Source organism: Mycobacterium sp. (assembly GCF_032161845.1).
Lineage (GTDB): Bacteria > Actinomycetota > Actinomycetes > Mycobacteriales > Mycobacteriaceae > Mycobacterium.
This window is the reverse complement of sequence record NZ_JAVRQA010000156.1, coordinates 1-4,702: the sequence shown is the minus strand read 5'-3', so window position 1 is coordinate 4,702 and position 4,702 is coordinate 1. Positions and strand designations below refer to the sequence as shown.

The window sequence follows — 4,702 nt, the reverse complement described above, 5'->3', positions numbered from 1 at the left end:
GCCGACGGCGCCTACTCCCCCATCAAGCGGGCCTTGAAGATCGACTCGGAGTACAACGGCTACTCGGCGATCGCGATCCGCGCGGAGATGCCCGCCAACAAGCCGGACTCCGACTCCCTCGACATCTATCTCAACCTGAAGTTCAACGGCGATCAGCTGCCCGGCTACGCATGGGTGTTCCCGTTCGGTGGCGGGCGCATCAACATCGGCCTTGGCTACGTCAACAGTTACAAGGGCTGGCAGCAGATCAACGCCACCCAGTTCATGGGCGAGTTCATGCAGACGCTCCCCCGCGAATGGGGACTGCCACCCATCGAAGAACTGAAGAAGGACAAGCTCGTTCGGGCGTGGCGCCTGCCGATGGGCTTCACTGCGTGGCCGCCGTGGCGTCCCGGAGTCCTCTTCACGGGAGACTCGCTCGGCGCTGGCAAGCCGGCGTCGGGCGCGGGCATCTCCAAGGCGCTCGAGTCGGGCCTCGCCGCGGGTGAATGCGCCCTCGCGGCGCTGACCAACGGTGGGCCCGACGACTTCACCAACTACGCGCAGCGGATGGAAGCCGCCTGGGGCAAGGAGTACCGGCGCGGCCGCTACTTCCACAAGCTCGCGGGCATTCCCACCGTCGCGAACGCGGGCATCAAGTTCATCGACAACTCGTTCTTGCGCGATCGAATGTTGAAGGCGCTGTACAAGAAGGAACAGGGCCCCCAGCACAAGGTGAAGTAGCCCTCCCTGCCGACGGCGACCGGTTGAGATCGCCCAATCGCGATTACGCCAAAAGTCGCGAAGTGTCGCATTCGTCTCATTGAGACAACGGTAAGAAAACGCCCGCGTCACCAACCTTGACCGTTTCGTGTTGTAGCTGTGACATTTGTAGCCCATCGTTACCAAAGTGAAACGAGTGCAACGAGGCATTCTTTACCGGCTACCCGGGAGTTCTCGATGACGTCACTGACCATGCCGCGCCCATGGAGCGCACCGACCCTGCGCAACGCCATGGTGGTGCGCCAGGGAATCGCCTGGGCGGACTACGTCAACGCGGTTGCATTGATATTTCGGCCCGTGGTGGTGACGCTCGGCATCGCCGCTGCGGCCGTGATGTGGCCTTCACACGCGAATGCCGACGTTGCCACCGACTCCGGCACCAGCGCATTGAACGGCGTCGGGATCGGGAACAACGGTCCGGTCAGTACGGCGATTGCCGGTGCGGGACAGTCGATCTGCCCGATGCTGGTGCAACCCGGAAGCCAGCTGGCCACGATGGCGGCGCAAGTATCCGGCCAGAGCGGCTTGGCGCCGACCATTGCGGGCTGGGTCGCAACCATGGTGATTCAGACACAGTGCCCGGGCTGGATGACGTCGCTGTCGAACGGCCAGATGCCCGCCGGGTTGAACACGCTGACCAACGTGGCGGGCCCGGCGCTCGGGTTGCCCAGCACGACGCCGGGCTCCCAGCTGCCGTTCGCGCTGCCCGGCGCCACGCCGGCCTCGCCGGGTGGGTTGCAGATCCCTGGTCTCTGACCGTGCACTACCCCGTGAAGGCGTACTGCACGTTCTCGCCGACGGGTAGGAAGCCCAGTCGCCGGTAGACCCCGTTCGCCACGGGGTTCGCGACGTCGGCGAACAACACCACGTCGCGAGCACCCTGCCGCTGAGCGTGCCGGACGGCCTCGGCGGTGACGGCCGCGCCATGGCCGCGGCCTCTGTGCCCTGGCGGCGTGTAGACCGGACCGATTCGCGACATCCCGAGCAGACAGCCGTGGACTCGCGCCATCGCGACCGGTTCCCCGTTCACCGTCCACAGCACCACGTGCCCGCCAGCGACGGCGATGTCGGCGAGCAGTTCCCGGCACGCGCCGGGGTTCGACTCGCTGCCGAACGCCTCGATGAAGAAGGCGTCGAGCCACCCTACGACCAGCTCCGCATCCTCTCCGGTGGCGAGTCGTGGTTCGCCGACGACTCCCCTCGGCGCAACGAGCTCATCGAGGCGGTACAGCGTCTCCTCGAACGACATCGCGACCGTCGCACCGGTGGCTTCGCTCCACGACTGACTGAAAGCCGTTGCAGTGACTGATGTTCCGCGCACGGCGGGAAGGTCGGCCCGGGCTGGCGCGAGCGCGGCCGCCGCTTCCTTCGCCAAGGTCGGCGGCAGCCCGTTGACCAGCAGCACCGCATCCCTCATCTGCAGCGCCGCACCGACGACCCCGCCGCAGTCGGACGCCGCCAGCAGGAGCTGATCAGTCGGCCACTTCGAGCTACGCAGCGTGGTGAGCTCGGTGGTGAACCGCACCGGGTCCTTGCGGTACACCCAGCGCGCAACCGGGCCGAAGCCATCCGGCGACGCGTACAGGTGAACGTTCATGCGTTCGAGGGTGAGCTACTCCCCGCGGAATCTCCACTGATTTATTTGGCAGGCGGAACAGAACGGTTTGCGTCAGCGTCGACCGCGCTTCGCCTGGCCTGGCTTGCGGGCGACCTTGCCCGCGGCGGCGCGGGCGGCCTGCTTCGCGAGGGTCTTCTCCCGCGCAGAGCGTTTCGGCGCCGGCTCGGCCCGCCCGCGCGACGAGGTGGGTTGGCGACCCCGCACGACTCCGATGAACTCCTCGACCAATGCCGGTTGCTGCCCCGTTCGGACGGCGAGCGCCACGGGACAGGTAGGCGCGTCGGTGACTGGGCGGTACTCGAGATCCTTGCGATGATGCAGTCGCGCCAGCGACTGCGGAACGACGAGCACGCCGACCCCCGCAGCAACGAGTTCTGTTGCGTCCTTGGTGGTCTCGGGCCGGTGCTCGACCTGGACGCCGGGGGCGGCTGCCCACCCGACGACGTCGTCGAGCGGGATCAGGATCGGTTCCCCGTCGAGGTCCGCAACGGTGACCGCGTCGACGGCGCTGAGCAGGTGGTCGGTCGGCACCACGACCACCGTCACCTCCTCGTAGAGAGGGATGACGGCCAGTCCAGACGTGTCGAGCGACGGTCGGAGCAGAGCCACGTCAATGGTGCCTGCCCGCAACGCGTCGGCCGCGTCCGCCGCGGCGACGGCATGCAACTGCAGTGGAACGTCGGGGCGGCGCTGCGCCCAGGTCCGCGCCCACTTCGCGGGTGTCACACCGGGGACGTACCCGACGGTGAGGCAGAGCGGGGTCACCGCCTCAGGCTACCGATGGGCCCACCGATAGGCTCCACTTCATGAGCAGGCCGAACGCGCAGTCCATGAAACCCGCCACAGCGGCGAAGAAGCTGGACGTGTACTTGCCCGCGACGCCTACGGAATTCCAGGAGAATTCGATCACCCGCGCCGACCTCGCCGCGCTGCAGGCGGATCCGCCGCAGTGGCTCAAGGACCTCCGCAAGAACGGCCCGCACCCGAAGAACCTGGTGGCAGCCAAGCTGGGTGTCTCGATCGCCGGCTTGGCGCGGGGTGGCGTCACCGATGCGCTCACCACCGAGCAGATCAGCCAGCTGCTCGAGGAGAAGCCCGAGTGGCTCGATGCGGAACGCGAGAGCTACCAGAGCGTGCTCCGCGAGGAACGACGGGTGAAGGCGCTGCACGAGGATCAGGCTCGCGAGAGCTGACGCGAGTGTGAAAATGGCGACGCAACTCGCGGGAGTTGCGTCGCCAGATTCACTTTCGGCGGCAGTGCCTCACAACATGCAGCTGACGCAGCCCTCCACCTCAGTGCCCTCCAGCGCCATTTGGCGCAGGCGGATGTAGTACAGCGTCTTGATGCCCTTGCGCCACGCGTAGATCTGCGCCTTGTTCACGTCACGCGTGCTGGCGGTGTCCTTGAAGAACAGCGTCAGGCTCAGCCCCTGATCCACGTGCTGAGTCGCCGCGGCATAGGTGTCGATGATCTTCTCGTAGCCGATCTCGTATGCGTCCTCGTAGAACTCGAGGTTGTCGTTGGTCAGATACGGCGCCGGGTAGTAGGCGCGGCCGATCTTGCCTTCCTTGCGGATCTCGATCCGCGAGGCAACCGGGTGGATCGAGCTGGTGGAGTAGTTGATGTACGAGATCGAACCGGTTGGCGGGACCGCCTGCAGGTTCTGGTTGTAGATACCGTGCTGCTGCACCGACTCCTTCAGCCGCACCCAGTCCTCCTGCGTCGGGATGCGAATGTCGGACTGCGCGAACAACTCCCGCACCCGCTCGGTGGCCGGCTCCCACGCCTGCTCGATGTACTTGTCGAAGAATTCGCCCGACTTGTACTTGGAGCGCTCGAAGCCACCGAAGGCCGTACCCCGCTCGATCGCGATGCGATTACTCGCCCGCAGTGCGTGGTAGAGCACCGTGTAGAAGTAGATATTGGTGAAGTCGATGCCCTCTTCGGAGCCGTACATGACCCGCTCACGCGCCAGGTAGCCGTGCAGGTTCATCTGCCCGAGGCCGATCGCGTGAGAGTCGTTGTTGCCCTGCTCGATCGACGGCACCGACCAGATGTGGGTCTGGTCGCTCACTGCCGTCAGGCCGCGGATCGCCACCTCGATGGTCTGCGCGAAGTCCGGCGAGTCCATGGTCTTGGCGATGTTGAGCGAGCCGAGGTTGCACGAAATGTCCTTGCCCACCTTGGCGTAGGTCAGGTCCTCGTTGAACAGCGAGGGCGTCGACACCTGCAGGATCTCCGAGCACAGATTGCTGTGGGTGATCCGGCCCTCGATGGGGTTGGCCCGGTTCACCGTGTCCTCGTACATGATGTACGGGTAG

General features: G+C 65.9%; 6 protein-coding genes. 3 read left to right on the top strand and 3 right to left on the bottom strand.

Translation table 11 applies throughout. The annotated features are described in order from the left end of the window. The coding region (locus tag QOD90_RS09185; protein ID WP_526348852.1) for a geranylgeranyl reductase family protein at nucleotides 1-723 on the top strand (723 nt) is incomplete at its 5' end. 216 nt (nucleotides 724-939) lie between these two features. Beyond that, nucleotides 940-1,518 (top strand): hypothetical protein, encoded by a 579-nt coding sequence (locus QOD90_RS09180; protein ID WP_526348850.1) that lies wholly within the window; start codon nucleotides 940-942, stop codon nucleotides 1,516-1,518. Between the two features lie 7 nt (nucleotides 1,519-1,525). Here the strand turns inward: QOD90_RS09180 and QOD90_RS09175 are convergent, their stop codons facing one another. Both QOD90_RS09175 and QOD90_RS09170 read right to left on the bottom strand, forming a co-directional pair. Beyond that, nucleotides 1,526-2,359: a GNAT family N-acetyltransferase gene (locus QOD90_RS09175; protein ID WP_526348848.1), complete on the bottom strand. Its 834-nt coding sequence runs from the start codon at nucleotides 2,357-2,359 to the stop codon at nucleotides 1,526-1,528. 72 nt (nucleotides 2,360-2,431) lie between these two features. Then, entirely contained in the window at nucleotides 2,432-3,145 is a 714-nt protein-coding gene (locus QOD90_RS09170; RefSeq protein ID WP_526348846.1) for a LysR substrate-binding domain-containing protein, read from the bottom strand. 41 nt (nucleotides 3,146-3,186) lie between these two features. Between QOD90_RS09170 and QOD90_RS09165 the strand changes: the two genes are divergently transcribed. Next, complete coding sequence (locus QOD90_RS09165) at nucleotides 3,187-3,573, top strand: DUF5997 family protein (protein WP_526348844.1); 387 nt, start codon at nucleotides 3,187-3,189, stop codon at nucleotides 3,571-3,573. A gap of 69 nt (nucleotides 3,574-3,642) precedes the next feature. On the opposite strand, the gene QOD90_RS09160 is transcribed toward QOD90_RS09165, so the two are convergent. Further along, nucleotides 3,643-4,702, bottom strand: a 1,060-nt coding sequence (locus QOD90_RS09160; protein WP_526348842.1) for a ribonucleotide reductase barrel domain-containing protein, incomplete at its 5' end; no start/stop codon positions are given.